At 63.6% G+C, this 22,035-nt stretch carries 21 protein-coding genes; 9 read left to right on the top strand and 12 right to left on the bottom strand.

The features are described from left to right. Positions 1-51: 51 nt before the first annotated feature. The gene (gene pdxR / locus RA26_RS04925; protein ID WP_052272313.1) at positions 52-1,428 is read right to left on the bottom strand and encodes a MocR-like pyridoxine biosynthesis transcription factor PdxR; all 1,377 of its coding nucleotides are present in this window, start codon (positions 1,426-1,428) and stop codon (positions 52-54) included. A gap of 95 nt (positions 1,429-1,523) precedes the next feature. On the opposite strand from pdxR, the gene RA26_RS04920 reads away from it, so the two are divergent. After that, the gene (locus RA26_RS04920; protein WP_039180733.1) at positions 1,524-2,189 is read left to right on the top strand and encodes a pyridoxamine 5'-phosphate oxidase family protein; all 666 of its coding nucleotides are present in this window, start codon (positions 1,524-1,526) and stop codon (positions 2,187-2,189) included. Positions 2,190-2,236: 47 nt separating this feature from the next. Here the strand turns inward: RA26_RS04920 and RA26_RS04915 are convergent, their stop codons facing one another. After that, entirely contained in the window at positions 2,237-3,673 is a 1,437-nt protein-coding gene (locus RA26_RS04915) for an MORN repeat-containing protein (protein WP_039180730.1), read from the bottom strand. Between the two features lie 181 nt (positions 3,674-3,854). Here RA26_RS04915 and RA26_RS04910 point away from each other — a divergent pair, with 181 nt between their 5' ends. The 4 genes from RA26_RS04910 to gltX all read left to right on the top strand — a co-directional run bounded on the left by RA26_RS04910 (position 3,855) and on the right by gltX (position 8,976). Beyond that, positions 3,855-5,513 (top strand): NAD+ synthase, encoded by a 1,659-nt coding sequence (locus tag RA26_RS04910; RefSeq protein ID WP_039180727.1) that lies wholly within the window; start codon positions 3,855-3,857, stop codon positions 5,511-5,513. Positions 5,514-5,692: 179 nt separating this feature from the next. Continuing rightward, complete coding sequence (locus RA26_RS04905) at positions 5,693-7,024, top strand: NAD(P)/FAD-dependent oxidoreductase (protein ID WP_039181031.1); 1,332 nt, start codon at positions 5,693-5,695, stop codon at positions 7,022-7,024. Between the two features lie 76 nt (positions 7,025-7,100). Beyond that, entirely contained in the window at positions 7,101-7,529 is a 429-nt protein-coding gene (locus RA26_RS04900; RefSeq protein WP_039180725.1) for a DUF1801 domain-containing protein, read from the top strand. A 121-nt stretch (positions 7,530-7,650) separates the two neighbouring features. Further along, on the top strand, positions 7,651-8,976 hold the full coding sequence (gene gltX / locus RA26_RS04895; protein WP_039180722.1) for a glutamate--tRNA ligase: 1,326 nt from the start codon (positions 7,651-7,653) through the stop codon (positions 8,974-8,976). Between the two features lie 204 nt (positions 8,977-9,180). Here the strand turns inward: gltX and RA26_RS04890 are convergent, their stop codons facing one another. Beyond that, positions 9,181-10,374 (bottom strand): DUF2254 domain-containing protein, encoded by a 1,194-nt coding sequence (locus RA26_RS04890; RefSeq protein WP_039180719.1) that lies wholly within the window; start codon positions 10,372-10,374, stop codon positions 9,181-9,183. After that, the gene (locus RA26_RS04885; RefSeq protein ID WP_039181029.1) at positions 10,371-10,943 is read right to left on the bottom strand and encodes a gamma-glutamylcyclotransferase family protein; all 573 of its coding nucleotides are present in this window, start codon (positions 10,941-10,943) and stop codon (positions 10,371-10,373) included. The genes RA26_RS04890 and RA26_RS04885 overlap by 4 nt, the downstream gene beginning before the upstream one ends. Before the next feature lie 100 nt (positions 10,944-11,043). On the opposite strand from RA26_RS04885, the gene RA26_RS04880 reads away from it, so the two are divergent. Continuing rightward, positions 11,044-11,493: an RrF2 family transcriptional regulator gene (locus RA26_RS04880; protein ID WP_019297740.1), complete on the top strand. Its 450-nt coding sequence runs from the start codon at positions 11,044-11,046 to the stop codon at positions 11,491-11,493. 24 nt (positions 11,494-11,517) lie between these two features. Here RA26_RS04880 and RA26_RS04875 read toward each other — a convergent pair whose 3' ends face one another. Then, on the bottom strand, positions 11,518-14,043 hold the full coding sequence (locus RA26_RS04875; protein WP_039180716.1) for an ABC transporter permease: 2,526 nt from the start codon (positions 14,041-14,043) through the stop codon (positions 11,518-11,520). Further along, positions 14,040-14,744: an ABC transporter ATP-binding protein gene (locus tag RA26_RS04870; RefSeq protein ID WP_039180715.1), complete on the bottom strand. Its 705-nt coding sequence runs from the start codon at positions 14,742-14,744 to the stop codon at positions 14,040-14,042. The genes RA26_RS04875 and RA26_RS04870 overlap by 4 nt, the downstream gene beginning before the upstream one ends. Before the next feature lie 48 nt (positions 14,745-14,792). On the opposite strand from RA26_RS04870, the gene RA26_RS04865 reads away from it, so the two are divergent. After that, entirely contained in the window at positions 14,793-15,434 is a 642-nt protein-coding gene (locus RA26_RS04865; protein ID WP_039180712.1) for an arylesterase, read from the top strand. 52 nt (positions 15,435-15,486) lie between these two features. On the opposite strand, the gene RA26_RS04860 is transcribed toward RA26_RS04865, so the two are convergent. Together RA26_RS04860 and RA26_RS04855 are read right to left on the bottom strand one after the other, a co-directional pair. After that, positions 15,487-15,696 carry a cold-shock protein gene (locus RA26_RS04860; protein WP_008557431.1) on the bottom strand — a complete coding sequence of 70 codons (210 nt, stop codon included), beginning with the start codon at positions 15,694-15,696 and terminating at the stop codon, positions 15,487-15,489. 228 nt (positions 15,697-15,924) lie between these two features. Then, on the bottom strand, positions 15,925-16,485 hold the full coding sequence (locus RA26_RS04855) for a L,D-transpeptidase (RefSeq protein WP_039180710.1): 561 nt from the start codon (positions 16,483-16,485) through the stop codon (positions 15,925-15,927). 191 nt (positions 16,486-16,676) lie between these two features. Between RA26_RS04855 and RA26_RS04850 the strand changes: the two genes are divergently transcribed. Continuing rightward, positions 16,677-17,909 carry a hypothetical protein gene (locus tag RA26_RS04850; protein WP_039180706.1) on the top strand — a complete coding sequence of 411 codons (1,233 nt, stop codon included), beginning with the start codon at positions 16,677-16,679 and terminating at the stop codon, positions 17,907-17,909. Positions 17,910-17,989: 80 nt separating this feature from the next. Then, positions 17,990-18,415: a thioredoxin TrxC gene (trxC, locus tag RA26_RS04845; protein ID WP_039180703.1), complete on the top strand. Its 426-nt coding sequence runs from the start codon at positions 17,990-17,992 to the stop codon at positions 18,413-18,415. Positions 18,416-18,433: 18 nt separating this feature from the next. Here trxC and RA26_RS04840 read toward each other — a convergent pair whose 3' ends face one another. The 4 genes from RA26_RS04840 to ettA all read right to left on the bottom strand — a co-directional run bounded on the left by RA26_RS04840 (position 18,434) and on the right by ettA (position 21,758). Continuing rightward, complete coding sequence (locus RA26_RS04840; RefSeq protein ID WP_039180700.1) at positions 18,434-18,685, bottom strand: hypothetical protein; 252 nt, start codon at positions 18,683-18,685, stop codon at positions 18,434-18,436. Positions 18,686-18,839: 154 nt separating this feature from the next. Beyond that, positions 18,840-19,058, bottom strand: a complete 219-nt coding sequence (locus tag RA26_RS04835) for a hypothetical protein (RefSeq protein ID WP_039181026.1) — start codon at positions 19,056-19,058, stop codon at positions 18,840-18,842. Positions 19,059-19,194: 136 nt separating this feature from the next. Next, entirely contained in the window at positions 19,195-19,569 is a 375-nt protein-coding gene (locus tag RA26_RS04830; RefSeq protein ID WP_039180699.1) for an eCIS core domain-containing protein, read from the bottom strand. Between the two features lie 521 nt (positions 19,570-20,090). Next, positions 20,091-21,758 (bottom strand): energy-dependent translational throttle protein EttA, encoded by a 1,668-nt coding sequence (ettA, locus tag RA26_RS04825; protein WP_039180696.1) that lies wholly within the window; start codon positions 21,756-21,758, stop codon positions 20,091-20,093. Positions 21,759-22,035: the final 277 nt, after the last annotated feature.

Raw genomic sequence — 22,035 nt, 5'->3', positions numbered from 1 at the left:
TGAGACTGGCCTTCCCGGGCATCCGGGGAGGCCTTTTCCTTGGGTGCGGCTCTAACTGCACGCCTCCACAACCCGGCGCAGCCCGGCAATCTGAACTGGCAGGTCTTTGGCCTGCGTCTGGCAGAACCCGATCAGCAGCCCCTGTGCGGCGCCTTCCGGGTCGTGCGAAGACAGTGGCCGGACACCATATCCTGCCTCGGCTGCGCGGCGGCAAATCTCCGTGTCCTTCGGCGTGCCCTTCAGATGAAAGGCGATCTGCATCCCGGCGTTGTGGCGGTGAAAACACCCCAGCGCCTCCGGCCAGCCCGCCAACGCCTCAGCCGCTGCGGCATAGCGTTCCGCATAGAGCCTGCGAGCGCGGCGGATGTGGCGGTCATACTGGCCCGAAGCCATGAATTCCGCTAGCGGCCGCTGCGCCGTGATGGCGGCACCTGCACTAGGATGGATGAACTGCGCCCGGAGCCGCGGCACCAGCGCTGGCGGCAGGATCGCATAGCCCAGCCGCAGCGCGTGGGAAAATGTCTTGGAAAACGTGCCCACATAGATGCAGCGCCCCTCGCGGTCCAAGGCGGCCATCGCAGGCACTGGCTGGCCCCCATAGCGGAACTCGCTGTCGAAATCGTCCTCGATGATCCAGCCGCCGCGCGCCCTGGCGGCTTGCAGAAAAGCCTGCCGCTGCGGCACCGGCAGGGTGCCGCCCAGCGGAAACTGATGCGAAGGCGTCAGCAGCGTGACCTTGGCCATCTGCCGCGGCACGGCTGCGCCGCGCGCACCAGCCCGCAGCCACTGCACCGGCCATCCACGTGCCTGCGCAAACCGCCGGGTGGGCGTGAAGCCGGGGGCCTCCAGCGCAATGTCCTCGCGCTCCACAAGAAATTCCATTGCCAGTTCCAGCGCCTCGCGCGCACCGCTGGTCACCAGCACCTGTTCTGCATTGCAGTCTATACCCCGCCACCGTGCCGCATAGGCGGCGATCTCCCGCCTCAATTTCGGGTCGCCAAAGGCATCCTCCTGGTGGCTCAGGCTCAGCGGGTCCATTCTTGCCACACGTGAAACACAACGTGCCCAGGGGCGTGCCGGGAAAACCTCCGGATCCGGCGCGCCGGGCAGCAGCAGGCCAGGTGCCGGCGGCGGAACCGCTGCAACTGGTGTTGCGGGAACCTCAGGCGGGCAAATCGGCGCCACGTCGCAAACAAAGATCCCGGCGCCCTGACGGGGTTCCGCAAACCCTTCGGCCACCAGCTGGTCATAGGCGGTCACCACGGTGGAACGCGCCACCCCCAGATCCTGCGCCAGCGCCCGTGAGGATGGCAGCCGGGTGCCCAGTTCCAGGCTGCCGTCGCTGATCCGGCGCCGCAGCGCCGCGACGATCTGCTGATACAGCGGCACCGCGCGGCCTTCGGAAACCATGCTGGACAGATCGATCATATTGGACTGCTCTTTTTATCTGGAACTGGAAGTTAATTTAAGGCCAGTTTGCGCGTAGCTGTCGTGGGAAACAACAAGAAACATGAGGTCAGCCCATGCGCCAGCCCGAACAAGAAACCGCCCTGAAATCGGATCGCAGCCGCCTGCGCCGCGCCCATGAACGCGGGCTTTATGACCGCGAAAGCCTGTATCAGGTGCTCGACGCCATGCCGCTGGCCCATATCGGCTATCAGATCAATGGCGCTACCTCCGTGCTGCCGACCTTGCAATGGCGCGAGGGGGATCACGTCTACTGGCATGGCTCCGCCGCCAGCCGCGCGATCCGGGCGATGGCCGGGGCAGAGGTCTGCCTGAGTGTCACCTGCATGGACGGCTACGTACTGGCGCGCTCGGCATTTCACCACTCGGTCAACTTCCGCTCTGCAATGCTGTTCGGCGTGGCAGAACAGGTCACGGACGAGGACGCCAAGGCCGCCAGTCTCAAGATGATGGTGGACCACATCTTCCCGGGCCGCTGGGAGACCCTGCGCCCGATGACAGCGCAGGAGCTGAAGGCAACCGCACTGCTGCGCATACCGATTGAGGAAGGGGCGGCCAAGATTCGCTCCGGCCCGCCCAAGGATGATGAGGAGGACTACGCCCTGCCGATCTGGGCCGGTGTGGTGCCGATGGCGATGGAACTGCATCCGCCGCAGCCCGATCCTGCCAATCTGGTGGGTGTCGCGATGCCCGACCACCTGAGCCGCATCCGCATCGGTTGAAACAAAAAAAGGCGCGCCACCCTGGCGCGCCTTCGTTCCTGTCCGAGTTACTCGGTCTGCCCTGTTTCAGCCTGCCCTGCGGCCTCCGCACCGCCGCTGACCAGCGCGCCGTTTTCCCAGTTGCCGTCTTCCTGCACGCCGGAGGCATATTTCATCGTGCCAGCCCCCTGCCGCTTGCCGTTGACAAAGCTGCCCTCGTAAACATCGCCGTTGGCATAAGTCGCTACGCCTTGGCCCAGGATCTTGCCCTCCTGCCATTCGCCTTCATAAATGAAGCCATTGGGCATCACGATCTTGCCCTGCCCGTGGCGTTTGCCACCGGTGAACTGGCCAGTGTAGACGGATCCGTCCGCGTAGGTTACGACAGCATCGCCGTGGCGCTGCCCGTCCTGCCAGCCGCCTTCGTAACGGTAGCCGTCGGCATAGGTCATCACCCCGTTGCCGTGGTTCTTGGCGTTCTTGAAGCCGCCGGTATACGTCAGGCCATTGGGATAGACGGTGGTGCCTTCGCCCTCAATCACCCCGGCCACCCAATCGCCTTCATAAGTGGCGCCGTCCGGATAGGTGATCTTGCCCTTGCCTTCGGACAGGTCATCACGGAATTCGCCCTCGTAGACTGAGCCGTCGGGGTAGACTGCTTTGCCGTTGCCCTCGATCTGGCCCTTCACCCATGCGCCGGTGTAGGTATAGCCGTCCTTTTCGGTGAAGGTGCCGCTTCCGTGACGCAGATCGTTGTGGAAATCGCCGGCATAGACATCGCCATTTGCATAGGTCTGTGTGCCGGCGCCGTGGCGGCGGCCCTTCTGCAGTTCGCCCTCGTAGACATCGCCATTGGCCTGTATCAGCTTGCCGGTGCCATGCATCTGGCTGGCCTGCCATTCGCCCTCATAGACCAGCCCGTCGGAGGTCGCCAACCTGCCTTGGCCCTGCAATTGCCCGTCGGCCACGGAACCTTCGTAGACGGTTCCTTCAGCATAGGTGATCTTCGCCAGGCCTTCTTGACGGCCCTCAACCCAGTCGCCGTTATAGGTATAGCCATCGGGAGAGGTCATCACGCCCTGGCCGTGCCGTTTGCCATCGGCAAAGCTGCCCTGATAGCGCACGCCGGTGGTGTAGACTGAGGTGCCGTCGCCGTGGATCTGGCCGTCCTGCCAGCCGCCCTCATAGGTGCTGCCGTCAGCCCGGGTCAGCTTACCCAGTCCATGCGGCTTGCCTTGCGCAAACTCGCCCTCATAGACCGAACCGTCGGGGAACCGCGCCACGCCTTGGCCGCGCACTTCGCCTTCGACCCATTCGCCGCTGTACTCATAGCCGTTCGGCAGCTTGTATGTGCCGGTGCCATGCTGCAGCCCGCCCTTGAAAGTGCCTTCATAGACGCCGCCGATCTCGTCCTGGGTGGTGATGACCTCGCTGTCTTGGGCAAGGACTGGGGCGGCTAGTGCCAAGAGAGTGGAAAGCGCGAATGCGGTGCCGAAACGGGTCATTGAAAGCCTCTGCCTGCCCAGGAATTACGGTGCTGCTGCCATATTGGGTTGCTCGCCCGGAAACTAAGCTACCGCAACACGGGCCGCAATGTCTTTTCCCTAGCCTGCCCCCTTGCCCTTTTCCTTGGCCGTCAATCTGGTAAATGGCTGATGGAGGATTGTTACAAAGGGCCCAAGCAGCATGGCAGACCGTTTCCGCGTGACACTGGCGCAGCTGAACCCAACCGTGGGCGACCTGGCAGGCAACGCTGCCAAGGCCCGCACTGCATGGGAAGAGGGCCGCAAGGCTGACGCCGATCTGGTGGCGCTGCCGGAAATGTTCATCACCGGCTACAACACCCAGGACCTGGTGATGAAGCCGGCCTTCCACACCGCCGCCATCGCCGAGGTAGAGAAACTGGCCGCGGATTGCGCAGACGGTCCGGCGCTGGCCATCGGCAGCCCCTGGGTCGAGGGCGGGCGGCTCTATAATGCTTACCTGATTTTGAAAGGCGGCAAGATCGCGTCGCGCAGCCTCAAGCACCATCTGCCGAACGAGACTGTCTTTGACGAAGTCCGTATCTTTGACGCAGGCCCCTTGGGCGGCCCCTATGCCGTTGGCAATACCCGCATCGGCTCCCCCATATGCGAAGATGGCTGGCACGAGGATGTTGCGGAAACTCTGGCGGAGACCGGTGCCGAGTTCCTGCTGATTCCCAACGGTTCACCCTATTTCCGCGACAAGATGGAAGTGCGCTTCAACCACATGGTGGCTCGTTCTGTCGAAACCCATCTGCCGGTGATTTACCTGAACATGGTCGGCGGCCAGGATGACCAGGTCTTTGATGGCGGCTCCTTCGTGCTGAACCCGGGCGGTTCGCTGGCGCTGCAGATGCCGGTCTTTGACGAGGCCTATGCTCAGCTCGATCTGGAGCGCACCGATGACGGCTGGCGTGCGGTTGAGGGCGAAAAGGCGCATCTCCCTGACGCATGGGAGCAGGACTACCGGGTGATGGTGGAATCCTTGCGCGACTACATGGGCAAGACCGGCTTCAAAAAGGTTCTGCTGGGTTTGTCCGGCGGCGTGGACTCGGCCATCGTTGCGGCCATTGCGGTGGACGCGCTGGGCGCTGAAAACGTCCGCTGCGTGATGCTGCCTTCTGAATACACCAGCCGGGAATCGCTCGACGATGCCGAAGCGGTCGCCAAGGCGCTGGGTGTGCATTACGACTATGTCCCGATATCCGAGGGCCGCGCTGCAATCACCAATACGCTGGCGCCGCTGTTCGAGGGAATGGAGCCGGACCTGACGGAGGAAAACATCCAGTCCCGCCTGCGCGGCCTCCTTCTGATGGCAATGTCCAACAAGTTCGGGGAAATGCTGCTGACCACTGGCAACAAGTCGGAGGTCGCGGTCGGCTATGCCACCATCTATGGCGACATGAACGGCGGCTATAACCCAATCAAGGATCTCTACAAGACCCGGGTGTTTGAAACCTGCCGCTGGCGTAACGCCAACCACCGCCCCTGGATGATGGGCCCGGCGGGCGAGGTGATCCGCCCCAACGTGATCGACAAACCGCCCACAGCCGAGCTTCGTGAGGATCAGAAGGACAGCGACAGCCTGCCGGACTACCCGGTGCTGGATGCAATCCTCGACATTCTGGTGGATCAGGATGGCTCAATCGCAGATTGCGTCGCGGCGGGCTTTGACCGGGAAACCGCCAAACGGGTGGAGCACCTGATTTATATCAGCGAATACAAGCGTTTCCAGTCCGCCCCCGGTGCCCGCCTGACCCGGCGCGCGTTCTGGCTGGACCGCCGCTACCCAATTGTGAACCGCTGGCGCGATCCCTCCTGAGGGCTGCGTTAACCCGTTGAAATCGCGAGGTTTACTGCTCTTTCTGTATGGATGTGAACGCAGCTTCGGTGCCGGTAACGCTCTGATCTGCGGCGGAAAAATCACAATGGCGTAATGCGGCGCAGCGGGTGTCGCATGCACGCTGGACCGGCGGTTTCGCACCGGGCATAGATGCCCGCATGCCCGGACCGAAGCTGCCTCATTTCCAATCCGATCTGGCCCTGCCCAAGGCCGTCGACGCCGTGGTGATCGGTGGCGGTATCATCGGCGCCAGTACCGCGCTGGAGCTGGCCGAGCGCGGGTATTCCGTGCTGCTCTGCGAAAAGGGCCAGATCGCAGGCGAGCAAAGCTCGCGCAACTGGGGGTGGGTGCGCATCGCCTGCCGGGATCCGCGGGAAATCCCGCTGATGGCAGAATCCCTGCGCTTGTGGGAGGGATTGGCAGAACGCACCGGGCATGAAACCGGCTTCATCCGTTCCGGCATTCTTTATACTGCGGAAACTGGCAAGCGCGAGGCGCAGCTTGAACGCTGGCTGCGCAACCTCGATGGCTGGGACCAGGGCGCCCGTATGGTTCGCGGCGAACAGCTGGCCCAGCTGATGCCGGGACACCAGACCAAGGCGCAGGCTGCGCTGCACACGCCGCTGGACGGGCGGGCAGAGCCGCAGCTGGCCACCCACGCAATCGCCTCCGTCGCCCGTGCAGCCGGGGCGAAAGTCATGACCGATTGCGCGGTGCGCAGTGTTGAAACCTCTGCCGGCCGCATCAGCGGTGTGATGACTGAACGCGGCCGGGTGGCCTGCTCTGCCGTTGTCACCGCAGGCGGAACATGGTCGCGGTTGTTTTTGGGCAATGCAGGCGTGGACCTGCCGCAGCTCAAAGTGTTGAACTCGGTCTTGCGCACCTCACCGGTGCCAGGCGGCCCGGAAACTTCCGTGCGCAGCGGCAATCTCGGCCTGCGCAAGCGGTCGGATGGCGGCTACACGGTGTCTGACGCGATGGAAAACGTGGTCGACATCGTTCCTGACAGCTTCCGTCTGGGCTGGAAATACCTGCCCAGCCTGCGCCAGGAGTGGCAGGCCCTGCAGTTCCGTGTGTCTGGCCGCTGGGCGGAGGAAGCCGCCCAGGCCAGGCGCTGGGATCCGCAGGACACCACGCCCTTCGAACAGTGCCGCGTGCTGGATCCGGCGCCCTCGCAAAAAGCGCTCCGCAGCGGCTGGGCCGCCGCGCAAAAGGCTTTCCCGGTGCTGCAAGACGCCGATGTGGTGCAAAGCTGGGCCGGGCTGATGGATGTGACACCGGATGCGATCCCGGTCATCTCTCAGGTCGATAGCCTGCCGGGGCTGTTCATTGCCACGGGTTTCTCCGGCCACGGCTTTGGCATTGGGCCCGCCGCCGGACGACTGACCGCTGATCTGGTGACCGGCAGCGCCCCGGTCGTGGATCCGCACGCCTTCCGCCTGTCGCGGTTCACTGACGGCAGCGGCTACGGCCCGCAGACCGGCTACTGATCCATTTGGCCGGCAGGCTGCCCCGGGCTGTCAGAGTGTAAGTGCAGCACTATCATTACGGCAGGAGGGATGGCGGATGAGCGGCAACAAAACTGCGCCAACAGGCGCAAGCGTCGAAGACTTTCTGCAAGCTGTGGAGCCGGAGCGCAAATCGGTCGAGGCGCAAGAGCTAAACCGGCTGTTTTGCGAGGTGACGGGGTACCAGCCGCAGATGTGGGGCCCGTCGATCATCGGCTACGGCAGATACCATTACCGTTATGCGACAGGCCGGGAAGGCGAGTTCCTGGCTACCGGTTTTGCCCCGCGCCGGGCGCGCCATTCGATCTACATCATGCCGGGCTACCAGGACTACAGCGCAATCCTGGCCCGCCTTGGCAAGCATCGTCTCGGCAAAAGCTGCCTCTATGTGAATAAGCTCGCTGATGTTGATCTGGACGTGCTGGGCGAGCTGATCCGCGCGGGCCTCAAAGACCTCGATGCAATCTGGCCCGTGCAGCCTGGGTAACCTGGCATCATTATTCCAAAAATACTTGCGCCGCAGGCATGCTGCAAAGGCGCGTTAACCCTCGCGAAACTGGACAATCCGCCGCCCATGTGACAAGGGGCAGGGCAACAGGAGACTCGTGATGACCACCACCCGTTTTGCCCCGTCGCCGACCGGCTATATCCACGTCGGCAACCTGCGCACCGCGCTGATGAACTATCTGATCGCCCGCAAGGCTGGCGGCACCTTCATCCTGCGCATCGATGACACCGACCCTGAGCGGTCCAAGGAAGAATATGTCGATGCCATCAAGCAGGACCTGGAATGGCTGGGCCTGACCTGGGACAAGGTGGAGCGCCAGTCAGAGCGCCTCGACCGCTATGTCGCTGCGGCGGAAAAGCTGCGCGAGATCGGCCGTTTCTACGAGGCGTTCGAGACCCCGACCGAACTTGACCTGAAGCGCAAGAAACAGCTGAACATGGGCAAGCCGCCGGTCTATGACCGTGCCGCGCTGAACCTTTCCGATGACGAGAAAGCGGCGCTGCGCGCCGAACGCGGCGATGGCGTCTGGCGTTTCAAGCTGGATCACCAGCGCATCGAGTGGACCGACGGCATCCTGGGCGATATCTCCATTGACGCGGCCTCGGTCTCCGACCCGGTTCTGATCCGCGGCGACGGCCAGTTTCTTTACACCCTTGCCTCTGTGGTCGACGACACCGAGATGGGCGTGACCCATGTGGTGCGCGGTTCCGACCACGTGACCAACACCGCAACCCAGATCCAGATCATCGAGGCACTGGGCGGTTCTGTCCCCTCCTTCGCGCACCACTCGCTGCTGACCGGCCCGCAGGGTGAGGCGCTGTCCAAGCGCCTGGGCACCCTGGCGCTGCGCGATCTGCGAGAGGCCGGCGTGCAGCCTATGGCGCTGCTCAGCCTGATGGCGCGCCTGGGCTCCTCCGACCCGGTGGAACTGCGCACGGAACTGGCGGAACTGATCGACGGCTTTGACATCAATCGTTTTGGCGCTGCACCAACCAAGTTCGATGTCGAGGATCTCTATCCGCTGACCGCCCGCCACCTGCAGTCGCTGCCGCTGGAGGCCGTGCAGACCCATGTGGACGAGCTGGGCGTTCCGGCAGAGAAACAGGCCGCCTTCTGGGATATGGCCAAGGAAAACATCACCACGCTCAAGGATCTCGCGGGCTGGTGGGAGCTGTGCCGCGATGGTGCTGAGCCGCTGGTGGCTGATGAGGACAAGGACTTCATTGCAGAGGCGATGGCGCTGCTGCCCGAAGGCCCCTACAACAGCGAAAGCTGGGGCAAATGGACCGCTGCGGTGAAAGAGGCGACGGGCCGCAAGGGCAAGGGCCTGTTCATGCCGCTGCGCAAAGCCGTCACCGGCATGGAGCGCGGCCCCGACATGTCCGCCCTGCTGGCGCTGATGGAAACCGTGCGCGTCCGCGGCTAAGGTTTGCATAAGCCATTCCAGAAAGGCGGTGCCGTGTGGTGCCGCCTTTTGCGTTTTCGGGAAGCTCCCGCCCGCGAAGGTGGCAAAAAAGGTGCCGCCGCTGCGGGCGGGCCGGGCGCCGCACTGCCATGCCCAACTGTGAAGGCGCATGGCACATGTGCCGCAGCAGGCGGGAGGCTTCCGTTCCGTCGGATAACTGGCAGATCAGCCCCAGCGGCCGTCCTGCACTTCCTGGCACATCTCCTTGGCGGCCTCCGCCATGTCCGGGTTCGGGTGGCCGCCAAGCGCGTCCAGCGACTTCTCCATCCAGCGCATCACCGAAGGTGAGTCGCTGCCGCAGCGGGCGATTGGAGGAAAGGCGCAGCGCAGCAGGTGGCTGGCGGTGACCGGCGGGATGCTCACATTCGGATAGGTTGCTTCGCGTGTCTCGCTGGCCTCATCCGCTGGCATGTTCTCCCACAGCAACCGCTCCAGCCGCCCCATCACCTCCACCGCGGTGCCGGGATCGTTCACGCCGGGCGATAGCGCCCGCTGCGCGGTCTCCGCCAGCAGGGTGAGCCCAAAGGATGGATCCTGGTCGAAGCTGCGCACATCGCCGATGTCGATCGCGGCAGAGGCTGCCTTGCAGAAGTCATTGTCCCCGGCTGTGGCCCAGGCCACCGGCTGGCCGCGCAGGATGTATTGCCCCGGCGCCCGCGCCAGGGTGATCTGCGTACCGGCCTCCTCTGCCAGTTCATTGAGCCGCGACAGCCCGGCATAGCGGACAAATCCGCTTTTGGCCGCCGGGATATCCACCGCGCCGTCCGGTTTGCCCTCCTCGCGTGCGCAGAGCCCTCCGAGGCAGGGCTTGTCCATCCGCGCCTTCAGGCTGGCGCGGGTACGGTCCTCAATGAGCCGCAGGGTGTGGTCCATACTGCCCAGGCCCGACAAATGGTCGATCCAGCGCAGAATGGCGCCGACGATCAGCACCACGACGATGACGGTCAGGCCAAACACCACCAGCGCGCCCTCAGGCGTGAAATAGCCGGCCCGGAACAGGATCACCGCGCTCAGCGAATAGATGAAGCCGCTCACGAAGGTTGCCAGCACCCGGTGGGTGACGGTGTCCTCTAGCAGCAGCCGGTAGACCCGCGGCGTCGCCATCGAAGCGGCAGTGCGGTAGGCGCTGACCATGACGTTCAGCGAGAACGTGGTGACCGCGAGCATGCCTGACGCCAGGATCGTGAGCACCGGCAGCACCGCCTCGCGCCCGAAATCCTCGCTCAGGTTGTCCGGCAGCCAGGTTTTTGCCAGCGGGGCCAGAAGCAGCGCCAGCACGGACAGGAGGGAAATCAGAACAACCCTGAACCAGAGCTGCCGCGCAATCCGGCCAAGGTGCAATAATAGCTTTTCGATCATGCCTTGCAGACTATGCGGCGGGCGCCGGTGCTGTCGATCAGATCGTCGAACATTTTGCGCTCAGCTGCGGTGATCGCCTGATGGCGCGGATACCGCGGTGCTGCGCGGTCATCCAGAATGGGGGAGTCCCAGCCATCGGTGGTTTCGATGAAGCCCTTCAAGCCCTCTGTGCCGAACACGTGCAAGTAGCCCTGAAACACCACATCCAGATAGCTCAGCAGAACCGGGTGCCGTTCGCTGACACCCTTCTGCTTCTCCGCAGGCACCGCATAGACAGAGATTTCCGGGCTTCCCGCCAGCCCATGCTGCACGCGGTCCGCGGCTGGCAATCGCTCGTAAGCGAACTCCCGTTCGTCCAGAGCGGCCCAGTCGGCACCCGGCACCTCGGCAATCAGTCCGTCGATTTCACTGTCGTCGCAGGGTACCGCCGACAGGAAAGCCACTTCGCGCAGAGAGGTATGCACCCAGGCCCGCCGCCAGCCCCGCAGACGGGCAGGCTGTGCGCCGCCGTAGCTGTGGGTCGCCGTGTTCACCAGGCTGCCGTAGCCAAAGAAGTAAGGAGCTGTCATCTGCGCGCCCTTCCGCCGCATTTCCGCTTATTGATGTATGTCAAACCGCTTTTTGGCGGCTTGTGCAATAAGCTATGCAATCTAGCTTCGGGAGCACCCCATGCGCATTACCAAAAGGACCAACATCGCCGTGCGGCTGCTGATGTACTGCGCCGCGCATGAAGACCGCCTGGTGACCAAGGCTGAGATTGCAGAGTGCTGTAATATCTCGGAAAACCACCTGGCACAGGTGATCAATCAGCTGAGTCAGCTGGGCTATCTTGCAACCCAGCGCGGCCGCAACGGCGGTATGAACCTGGGGAAGAACGCCGCAGAGATCCGAATCGGCGATGTGTTCCGCGATGTCGAAGGCAACCTGCCGATGGTGGAATGCTTTGCTGACGCGGACAACACCTGCCCGCTGGCCTCGGCCTGCCGCCTCAAGGTGGCGCTGGCGGATGCAGCTCAGGCCTTCTACACCTCGCTGGACGATATCTCGCTGGAATCGCTGGTTTGCGACAACCACGACCTGATGCGGATCCTGCAACCGGTCTCCTGCGGCGCCCGCTAAGGCAGGCCGCCGCAGTTCTCTTTCTTATTCCCGGGCGCGCAGAATGCGGGCCGGTTTGGCTGCGAGCGGTCGCAGGGCAAAGGCCAGCCCGGCCAGCAGCGTTGTCAGCACCCCGCCTGAAATCACAAGCAGCGCGTTCGGCCAGATCACCGCATAGCTGGTCTCGAACACATAGGCGTTGATGGCCCAGGCCCCGGCAATACCCGCCGCCAAGGCAACCAGCCCAGCCGCCGCGCCCAGCAGGGCAGAGCGCAGCGCAAAGCTTGCCAGGATCTGTTTGCGCGGAGCCCCCAAGGTTTTAAGCAGCGCCGCCTCGTACCGCCGGGCGGGCTCCCCCGCCGCTGCAGTACCCAGCAATACCAGGAACCCGGTCAGAAGCGTCGCCGCCGCGCCATAGGCGGTGGCCGCCGCCAGCTGCCGCAGGATGTCCGACACCCGGTCAATGGCATCGCGCATCCGGATTGCGGTGATATTCGGCATCTCCCGCGCCAGATCGCGCAGGATTGCCGCCTCCGCCTGCTCCTCGGCATAGACAGTGGCGATGAAACTATGCGGCGCGCCCGCCAGTGCGGCCTCGTTCAGCACCATCACAAATCCCATGCCCGCAGTGGAGAAATCCACGTTGCGGAAGCTGGTGATCGTGCCCGTGATATCGCGTCCCAGGATATTCAGCGTCAGCGTATCGCCCAGCTTCAGCCCCAGTTCCTCCGCCTCCTCGGCGGCAAAGCTGATCTGCGGATCACCGGAGTAGTCCTCTGGCCACCACTTGCCCGCCGTGACCTCCGTCGCCTCCGGCTGGGCGGCGGCATAGGTGATGCCGCGGTCGCCGCGCACCACCCAGTGGTCGCCCGCAACCTCTGTCGCAGGCTGTCCGTTGATCCGGGTCAGCACCCCGCGCAGCATTGGCGCGTTTTCCACCCGGGTGACGGAGGGATCGTTCTCCACCCGCTCCAGGAAGGCGGGCATCTGGCTGCGCTGGATATCGACAAAGAAATAGCTCGGCGCCACATCCGGCAGATTGCCCGCAATCGCCCGGCGCATGTTGCCGTCGATCTGGCCGATGGCAGCCAGCACCGTCAGGCCCAGACCGAGCGCCAGAACCGCAGGCACCGCGCCATCACGCGCGCTGCCGATGGATGAGAGCGCCCACCGCAGGGCAGGGTGCCCGCGCGACGCCCGGGTGCCGCGGCGCGCCAGGAAACCGATTGCCAGCGCTGCAATCAGCAGCACCATCAGCGCCCCCATCAGCCCGCCGGCGGTCCACAGCGTCAGCTGGGCTGAGCCGCTGAACCAGGCCGCCAGCCCGACCAGCGCCGCCAGCGCCGCCCCGGTTGCCAGCAGATAGCGCGGCGCGGGCAGCCTTGTGCGGCTGGCAAAGGCATCCCGGAACAGCGAGGCCGCGCGGATCCGTTCAGCGCGGGCCAGAGGCCACAGGGCAAAGATGAAGGCCGTGAGCACGCCGTAGACCGCGGCTTCCGCCAAGGCAGAGGGGTAAAGCGAAAACACCGCCGGGAACGGCAGCTGCGCCGCAATCAGCGGCCCCAGCAGGACGGGCCCCAGCCCACCCAGAACCAGCCCGATGCCCACGCCCACCATCGTTAGCGCGCCGATCTGCAGGAAATAGGTCAGGAAGATTGTCTGCCGCTCCGCCCCCAGCGTGCGCAGGGTTGCGATGGTTGCGGTCTTGGTCGCCAGATAGGCGCGCACGGCTGCAGAGACACCGACCCCGCCCACCGCCAGGCCGGAAAGCCCCACCAGCACCAGGAACCCGCCCAGCCGCTCGACAAAAGAGGTGATCCCCGGAGCGCCGTTCCGTGCATCGCGCCAACGCATGCCGGTGGTTTCAAACAGCCCTTCGGCCTCTGCCTGCAGGGCGGTCAGGTCACTGCCAGCAGGCAGCTCCATCCGGTACTTGGTGTCAAATATGGTGCCGGGTTCCAGAAGACCGGAGTCTCCCAGGTCTGCTGTCCGCACCATCGTGCGCGGCCCCAGCTCAAAACCGGAGGCGGCTGCATCCGGTTCCAGCGCGATCATCGCCATCAGCCGGAAATCTTGGGTGCCAAGCCGGAAGGTATCCCCCGGCTGCAGGCCTAAGCGGTCTGCCAGCACCCGGTCCATCACCCCGCCGGGCAACCCGTCCGCGCCTGCCAGGGCGGTCTCCAAAGGCATCTCCGGCTCCAGCTGCATCTCCCCCTTCAAGGGATAGAGACCATCCACCGCCTTTACCTGGGTCAGCCCGCGTTCCTCGCCCACTGTCGCCATGGAGCGAAACTCTGCAATCTCGGAGTGGCGCAGCGCTGTCCGGTTCAGCCAGGCGCGCTCTTCTTCTGTGGCGAAACGGTAGGTGAAGTTCAGCTCCGCATCGCCGCCCAGGATGGTGGCGCCCTCGCGCTCCAGCCCGGTTTCGATGGAGGCGCGGATGGAGCCGATGGCGGCAATCACTCCGACCCCCAGCGCCAGGCAGGCCAGGAAAATGCGGAACCCCTTCAGGCCGCCGCGCAGCTCGCGCAGGGCAAAACGCCAGGCAAGGCGGAAGCCCACAGCATTCATTCCGCAGCCTCGCGCGCCGCGGCGTCATCCACCCGGCCGTCGCGCAGCCGCACCACCCGGTCGCAGCGCGCTGCCAATTCCGGCGCGTGGGTCACCATCACCAGCGTTGCGCCATAACGGTCGCGCAGCCCGAACAGCAGGTCCATCACCGCGGCGCCATTGGCCTCATCCAGGTTGCCGGTGGGCTCATCGGCCAGCAGGATCGCAGGCCGCGGCGCCAAGGCGCGCGCCAGCGCCACCCTCTGCTGCTCGCCGCCTGACATCTGCGCCGGAAAATGGCCCGCCCGGTGGCCGAGGCCAACCGCTTCCAGCTCCGCCTGTGCGCGGCCAAAGGCATCCTTGACGCCTGCCAGCTCCAGCGGTGTGGCCACGTTTTCCAGCGCGGTCATGGTCGGGATCAGGTGAAAGCTTTGGAACACCACCCCCATGTTGTTGCGCCGGAACCGTGCCAGCGCGTCTTCATCCATCGCGGTCAGGTCCTGGCCCAGGGCGCTCACCGTGCCGCCGGTCGCCTGCTCCAGCCCGCCCATCAGCATCAGCAGGGATGACTTGCCCGACCCGGACGGCCCGACCAGTCCCAGCGTTTCCCCCTGCCGCACGTCCAGCGAGATGCCGTGCAAAATCTCTACGGGGCCGGTATTGCTATTCAGGGTCAAACTCGCATCTAAGAGATGCAGAACGGGGCTGTTTTGATCGGTCATCGGGCCTGCCTGTAGAATGCACCTAACCGATATGGAGTGTTTGCCGCGATGCGCAAGACATTGGCACTGCTGAGTTTGCTGGTTTTTACGGGCGCCGCATGGGCGGAACCGTTGCGGATTACAGCGCTTGGCGACAGCCTTGTGCAGGGCTACGGGCTGCCGCAGGGCCAAGGGCTGGTTCCGCAACTGGAACGCTGGATGAATGAAAACGGTGCTGAGGTAATGCTGCAAAACGCGGGCGTTTCCGGCGATACCACCGCCGGCGGGGCAGAGCGCGCTGAGTGGACCCTGTCGGACAACCCCGACTGTTTGATCGTGCTGCTGGGCGGCAACGACATGCTGCGCGGGCTGGATCCGCAGGAAGCGCGCGGCAATCTCGAACAGATCCTGCAATCAGCTCAGAGTAAGGGCATAAAAGTCCTGCTGATCGGCATGAAGGCACCGCGCAACTACGGCCCGGAGTATAAACAGGCCTTTGACGCGATTTACCCGGAACTTGCGTCGGAGTACGGCGCGGTGCTGCATCCGGACGCCTTTGCCGGCATCGCGGCAGCGGCCGGGAACGACCCGGCTGCGGCGCAGAGCTTTATGCAGGACGACGGTATCCACCCCAACGCCCAGGGCGTTGCGCTGAACGTGGCCGCTATCGGCCCGGCTGCCCTGCAGCTGGTTGCGGCCATAGACCGCTGAAAACAGCCCCGGCCGTCAGGGCTGTTTGAAACTTTCGGTGCAGATCAGAGGATCAGGAGACCAGCGCGATATCCACTGCGGATTCGCGGCCGTCGCGGCCCGCGCGCAGCTCATAGGTCACTTTCTGATTGTCCGCCAGGCCGGTAAGGCCGGAACGCTCAACTGCGGAAATATGGACAAAAATGTCCTTGCCGCCATCTTCGGGTGCAATAAAGCCGTAGCCTTTGGTGGTGTTGAACCATTTGACGGTGCCAGTGGCCATCGTCGTGTACTCCTAAGTCGTCTCAGTTCTCTGCCCGCTTATGCGGCAGTCCGGCAAGGTTTTCGGATGATCATCACCGTGCCGTAATGGGGACAGTGATGGCATCCGCGTAACATTGCCGTGACAGAATTGGGTACGAATCCCCTTAGCGCAAGAAAAATGCGCTGTGACGCGGGGTTCCGGGCCAGATTCCGGCGGTAGAGCGCCTAATGACCGTCAGTTGTGCGCCTATAGCACAGTCACCACTGTGCCCAGCGGCACCCGCGCGTACAGGTCCACCACATGTTCATTCAGCATCCGGATGCAGCCGTTTGACACCGAATGGCCGATGGTCTGCGGCTGGTTGGTGCCGTGGATGCGGAAGTATGTGTCGATTCCGTTCTGGAACAGGTACAGCGCCCGCGCGCCCAGCGGATTGTCCGGCCCGCCGGGCTGGATGTACTCGTTGTCAATGAACTTGGCATAGGCCCGCGGGTCGCGCTCGATCATCTCGTCGGTGGGGCGCCAGGTCGGCCATTCCTTCTTGCGCTCGATCACAGCCTTGCCGGTGAATTCCAGCCCCGCCTTGCCGACGCCGACGCCATAGCGCATCGCCTTGCGCTTGTCGGTCACGAAGTAGAGGTAATAGGACCGCGGCAGAACAAGGATCTGGCCGGGGGCAAAATCCTTGCGGATGCGCACCTCCTTCGGGGTGGGGTCAAAAGGCGCGGGATCCTTCTTGCGGGCCAGCGCAGGCAGCGGCAGAGCGGTGGCGGCAGTTACGGCCAGTAAATTGCGTCGGGAAATCATGAAACCCTCACTGGTCTATTGGATTGTCCTGCCCAGTCTGAAAGCCGCGGGAACAGGCGTCAAGAGGGCTCAAGGCGCCGCAGCCTTGCCGGATCACAAAACCGTGATAGCTTTGTGAACAAGGGCATGCATTCCCGTCAGGCGTGCTGAAAAGCCCTGCAGAGGGACGGGGTTTTTCAGGAGTTTTTGTTATGGGGTATTCTTTTCTGCTGCGCGCTCTTGGGGCGGCGATTGTTTTGGCGTCGGCACCGCTTGCTGCCGTCGCTCAGGACGGGACGGGCTTCCTTGGCACCGATCTGCGCTACTCCGAACGGATGTTCGACCGGCAGGAGGAAGTGACCAATAAGATCGCGACTGCCTTGCGTGCCCGCCAGAGTGACGTGTTGGATCCTTACCGCCTGTACATCGGCGGCCGTTTCCTTGGCACGGTGATCCATGAGGAAACCAATACCCCGGGCAAGTTCCCGATCCTGTCGCGGCTGCCGCCGACGCATACCAAAGGGTTTTCCGACACATACGACGTGATCAATGAAATCTCGCTGAATGCGACGCTGGCACTGCCGATGGTCACGGCCTTTGTGCAGGGCGAATACACCGAAATCGAGTACCCCGGCCAGGATGAAACCCAGCTGCGCAAATACTGGATTGCTGTGGGTGATCTCAGCCGGTCGCCGTTCTATCTGGCAGCGGGGCGAAAAACCGTGAACTTCGGAAATTTCGCCACCTACGCGCCGTTCACCCATAGTCACAGCAATCACTATTTCTGGTCTCAGGTCGATGACCCGCTGGTTGAGCTGGGCTATGTCACGACCCGCACCGAACTGGCGTTCTCCCTGATCCGCAACCATCGCGGTCTGCGGGTGATCAGCAGCCCCGGCAATGACGGCGGCTGGGACAACTTTGCTTTCAATGCCGCCCACAGTTTTGACGCCGGGCAGGACATGCGCGTGCGGCTCGGTGCGGGCTATCTGCGCGGCACCATCTATGACAGCGTCATCGCGCACCATCCGCCCAGCCAGGGCATCGACCGCGGCTGGAACGGCGCCTGGAACCTGAATGCCACCCTCAGCGGGCGCGATTTTGACGTGATGGCGGAATTCACCCGGACCGAGGATGTCTGGCCTGCCACCGGCCACCGGGTTCGTGCGCTGACGCTGCAGGGGCGCTACCGGTCAGAGCTGTTCGGCAAGTCGGCCACCTGGTCAGTTGCCGCCAGCCGCGGTGTGCAGGGTGCGGAGGGCACCGAATGGGAAAGAATGGACCAAGTGATTTTCGGGCTCGAAGTCGAGGTCGCAGAGCATGTGAAGCTAGGGGTGGAATACCTGTACAACGACCGGTTCGTGCCGCTGATCCTGCCGACCATCACGGCGGATTCCGCGGTCCGGTCGGATACATTTATTGTCGGAGCCAAGCTGACATTCTGACCTCAGCTGCCGGGCTTGCCCTTGCCGACGCCCTGTGTGCGGCGGTATCTGCCGGGCAAGACACAGTCGGAGGAGCCATCATGGGCGCCAAGACCCTGACCTGCCTGACCTGCACCCAGCTGAACCGGGTGCCGGAGGAGAAGCTGGGCAGCGGCCCGAAATGCGGCAGCTGCGGCGCCGCGCTGATGCCTTCCAGGCCTGTGGACGTGGATCCGGCCACGCTGCAAAAGGCACTGCAGAATGATGATGTGCTGCTGGTGGCGGATTTCTGGGCGCCCTGGTGCGGCCCCTGCCGGATGATGGCGCCGGAATTTGCCAAGGCGGCCAAGGCCCTGGCAGGCCGCGCGCGGCTGGTCAAGCTCAACACTCAGCACCATCAGTCAACCGGCGCCCGCTACCGTATCCGCGGCATCCCGGCACTGATTGCCTTTGAACGCGGCAAGGAAAAGAAACGCCAGGCCGGCGCGATGCGCTCAGGGCAGATCATCAGCTGGCTGCGCGGCTGAACCTGCGGGCAAGCCCTTTCAGAACTGCCCAGGCTGTTGGCCGGGGCGCACTTCGGGGCCGCGGCCCTGGCTGGCGCCGGTGCCTTGCTCCGGGCTGTGAGGACTGCCGCTGCGCCATAGCTGGACTGCAAGCATCCCAAGCATCAGAACTGCGGCGGCAACAGGGTAGAGGAGCGCAATCAGCCACACCGGCCAGCCAGCGATCAGGCCGGCGCCAGCAGCCAGCACAAGGCCGCCCAAAGCACCGAATAACGCGCTGAACCAGGCCATACAGCCCTTCCCCCCATAGTCCCCTCCTGCAAAAGGTAGGACGCAGCACACAGGCTGGCAACTCTGCAAATGACACCTTAGGGCGAAAGTTGCGCGGCCAGCTACGTCAAGGGTAGTTCATCAGGCTGCTTCTGCGGAGGCGGTGCCGCCCGGTTCAGGCGGCGGCCAGCTGACCGCCGGGGGGCATCCCGCCATCATGTCCCGCCGCCTCGCTGAGCCAATAGAGGATGGCGGTTGCCAGCAAGGTCACGACAGTCCCTGCAGCCGGATAGATCAGAAAACAGGCCCACCAGGGCAGCCCGGCAAAGGCGTAACCCATCACTGCGGCGCACAGACCCGCAACCATACCCAGAAAAACACCTGCCCAGGCCATGACGTCCCCATTACCCCACGCAGCACGGACCCGGTGCCCGGCTGCTCCTGCACCCATCATCCGGTCAGGAGTGTTATCAAAAGGTTAATTTTCCGGGGATGCCGGCAATCCTGCGTAAATAATTGGAACACAGACCCTATTTCGAGGTCAGCGCCACCCCGTCCTTGGCCTTGGGCATCCGCCCCTTGCCCTGCTGCAGCACATGCGCCAGTTCATGCACCAGCAGTTCCGGGTTCTTGGCATCACCCGGTTTCATGAAGTAGATATCGTTGCCATAGGTGAACGCCTTGGCCTTCAGCTCCTTGCATACGTCCTTGGCGTTGCCGCCCACATGCACCTGCACCTTGGCGAGCTTCGCCTTGGAGAAATGCGCCTCCAGCCCCTTGCGCACAACGCCGGGCAGCTTCCGGCCTTTGGTGCCCTCCGGTTCCGTCTTCAGCCGCTTGCGCTTGGCCTTCTTGCCCTTCAGCGCTTCGACCTGCGCCTTCACGTCTTCCGGTTTCAGGGGCATGGGGAGATCCTTTTCAACGCTTCAATCAATACAAGGCGCGCCGGGCGCCTGACGCGATGATAACGCAGAGCAGGGAAAAGGCGAAACTGTAAGGCATTGACCTCTTGGGACGTGGTGCGCGGCGGCACGGGTCGCGCCCTCCTGGGGTCGGGCTCGGACCTTGTGTTGAGCCTATTCTGAAGTAATGCCCAGATCTCTTCTAATCGAAGACTTCAGCTTTTCGTGAGCGCGAGATCCGCCTTTACGGTCTGCGCTTGACGCTATGACTTCGTTAATGGGATCTCTGACCGTCTGAGGTCCTACGACTTCACATCGCATCTGCCACTAGGCAAAGTTTTTCGCGGCTTCATCTTTTCCGTCCACCGCAGCCCGGTGATATGCTTCTAGAAGTCCGACGTAGGCTTCTTTGCACTCGCGAAAGCTTCGCTCTTGAGCCTTGGTTCGTGATGACAGCCAACTTTGAATAGTGGCTGTCACCACGGAAACCAGACCAAAGGCTCCCAAAAGTGGAAGCCAATCCGTCACCGCACAAACTTCTTGTGCTTCAACCGCTTGGGCTCCAGTGCGTCGGGACCCAGGCGGCGCTTCTTGTCCTCCTCATAGTCCTCGAAGTTGCCCTCGAACCACTCCACATGCGCGTCGCCCTCAAAGGCCAGGATATGGGTGCAGATCCGGTCGAGGAAGAAACGGTCGTGCGAGATCACCACGGCGCAGCCGGCGAAATCTACGAGGGCGTCTTCCAGCGCCCGCAGGGTTTCCACGTCCAGGTCGTTGGTTGGTTCGTCGAGCAGCAGCACGTTGCCGCCTTCTTTCAACAGCCGCGCCATGTGGACGCGGTTGCGCTCACCGCCGGACAGCAGGCTCAGCGGTTTCTGCTGGTCGCCGCCCTTGAAGTTGAAGGAGGAGCAATAGGCGCGGGAATTGACCTGCGCGTCGCCCAGTTCGATGATCTCGGCGCCGCCGGAGATCGCTTCCCAGACGGTTTCATTATCCTTCAGGTCATCGCGCGACTGGTCGACATAGCTGAGCTTCACCGTGTCGCCGTATTCCACGGTGCCGGAATCGGGCTGCTCCTGCCCGGTCAGCATCTTGAACAGGGTCGATTTACCAGCGCCGTTGGGCCCGATCACGCCGACAATGCCGCCCGGCGGCAGCGAGAACTCCAGGCCCTCGATCAGCTGCTTGTCGCCAAAGTGTTTGGCGAGGCCAGTGACCTCGATCACCTTGGAGCCGAGGCGCGGGCCGTTCGGGATCACGATCTGGGCGCGGCCGACCTTCTCGCGTTCGGACTGGCTGGCCATCTCGTTATAGGCGGCAATACGCGCCTTGGATTTCGCCTGGCGGGCTTTCTGGCCCTGCTGCATCCATTCCAGCTCGCGTTCCAGTGTTTTCTGCTTGGCTTTGTCCTCGCGGGCTTCCTGCGCCAGGCGCTTCGCCTTCTGCTCCAGCCAGGCGGAGTAGTTGCCCTCGTAGGGAATGCCGCGGCCGCGGTCGAGCTCCAGGATCCAGCCGGTGATGTCATCCAGGAAGTAACGGTCGTGGGTCACACAGAGGATGGTGCCCTTATAGTCGATCAGGTGCTGCTGCAGCCAGGCGATGGTCTCGGCGTCCAGGTGGTTGGTCGGTTCGTCAAGGAGCAGCATGTCGGGCGCTTCCAAGAGCAGCTTGCACAGCGCGACGCGGCGGCGTTCACCGCCCGACAGATCCTTGATCGGCGCATCATCCGGCGGGCAGCGCAGCGCTTCCATCGACACGTCGACCTGGCTGTCCAGATCCCACAGGTTTTCCGCATCGATGGCGTCCTGCAGCTCGGTCATCTCGGCCATCAGCTCATCGGTGTAGTTCTCGGCCATTTCCACCGCGATCTGGTTGAAGCGGTCGACCTTCTCCTTCTTCTCCTTGACGCCCAGCATGACGTTTTCGCGCACGCTGAGGCTCTCATCCAGCTGCGGCTCCTGCGGCAGGTAGCCGACCTTGGCGCCTTCCGCGGCCCAGGCCTCGCCGGTGAAATCCTTGTCGAGGCCGGCCATAATCTTCATCAGCGTGGACTTACCGGCGCCGTTGACGCCGACCACACCGATCTTCACGCCGGGCAGGAAGGAGAGGTGGATGTTTTCAAAGCATTTCTTGCCACCCGGGTAGGTCTTGGAGACACCCTGCATGTGGTAGACGTACTGGTAGGAGGCCATGTGCTCGCTCCGTTAAGGGGGAAATTCGCTGGCGGGAGTGATAGCGGATGGGCGGCAGCGGGGCAATGCGGGAAGCAGGCCTGCGCGAGGGGGTGCCAGGCGTGCACCCCCTGTACACCCCCTGTGCACCGGGTGATGCCGTTTGAGTGGGTTCAGATCTGCTGCAAAGAGCCGCCTGGGACGTGGTGCGCAGCGGCACGGCCCGGGCCAGAGTTTGTGCTTCGATGGCTGCCACGCACCCCGCGTCCGAACCGAGGGGTGGTTCGGGCGCTACCTG

It is taken from the genome of Leisingera sp. ANG-M7 (assembly GCF_000813965.1).
Taxonomy (GTDB): Bacteria; Pseudomonadota; Alphaproteobacteria; order Rhodobacterales; family Rhodobacteraceae; genus Leisingera.
The sequence above is the reverse complement of the archived record's forward strand: the minus strand, read 5'-3'. Positions and strand labels throughout refer to the sequence as shown.